Source organism: Paragemmobacter amnigenus, from assembly GCF_009908265.2.
GTDB classification, from domain to species: domain Bacteria; phylum Pseudomonadota; class Alphaproteobacteria; order Rhodobacterales; family Rhodobacteraceae; genus Paragemmobacter; species Paragemmobacter amnigenus.
In genome coordinates, this window is the sequence record NZ_JAAATX020000032.1 from 1 (window position 1) to 1,024 (window position 1,024).

The 1,024-nt window shown below is 66.2% G+C and carries 1 protein-coding gene; it reads right to left on the bottom strand.

Going from position 1 to position 1,024, the window contains the following annotated elements:
* Nucleotides 1-1,024: PstS family phosphate ABC transporter substrate-binding protein (locus GU927_RS20385; protein WP_217765749.1), on the bottom strand; the 1,024-nt coding region annotated here is incomplete at both ends.

The following is a 1,024-nucleotide window of genomic DNA, read 5'->3' on the forward strand; positions in this document are numbered from 1 at the left end:
CAGCGGCCCCATGACCACCTCGTTCGCGACCGCGTCCTGCGTCGCGGCAAGCTCGGGGTCGGACACCAGACCATAGGCCGCCAGCGGGCCATCGGGACCGGCCATGTCGTCGGACACGAAGAATTCGATGTATTCCTTCAGGCCCGGGATCACGCCGATATGCTGCGCCTTGACGTAGAAGTAGAGCGGGCGCGACACCGGATACTCCCCGCTCGCGATCGTCTCGACCGAGGGGGCCACGCCCGACATGGTCGCCACGCGCAGCTTGTCCATGTTGTTCTGGTAGAAGCTCAGCCCGAACACGCCCACGGCCAGCGGGTTGGCCTCCAGCCGCGCCAGCGTCTCGGTGTAATCGCCGTCGATATCCACCGACACACCATCCGTCCGCAGCGTCAGGCAGGCTTCTTCGGCCTTGTCCTCGTCCCCGCCATTGGCAGCCTTGAAGGCCTCGAAGGCCCCCATTTCCTCGCAGCCCGCAAGGATGACCTTGGTGTCGAACACCTCGCGCGTGCCGTGTTTGGTGCCGGGCACGAAGGCAAGGATGTCCTGCGCGGGAAGGGTGGCGTCCACCTCGTTCCACGCCTTGTGCGGGTTCGCCACCAGCGCGCCGTCCTTCACCACCTGCGCGGCCACCGCGTTGAACCAGTGCGCGGGGGTGAAGGCGAATTCCGCCCCGTCCACCTTGGAGGCGAAGACGATCCCGTCATAGCCGAAGCGCACTTCCATCAGGCCCGTCACGCCATTCGCGGCGCAAAGGTCAAGATCGCTCTGCGTGATCCGGCTGGAGGAATTGGCGACGTCGATCGTCGTCTCGCCCACGCCCTCGCACAGCTTCTTGCGGCCCGCACCCGACCCGCCACCTTCCACGACCGGCGTGGGAAAGTCGAAATTCTCGCCAAAGGCCTCGGCCACGATGGTGGCATAGGGCAGCACGGTCGAGGACCCCGCCACCTGCACATTGTCCCGCGCCAGCGCAAGGCCGGTCGAGGTGGCAAGAACCGCCGTGGCGGTAAGGGTGAGTTTG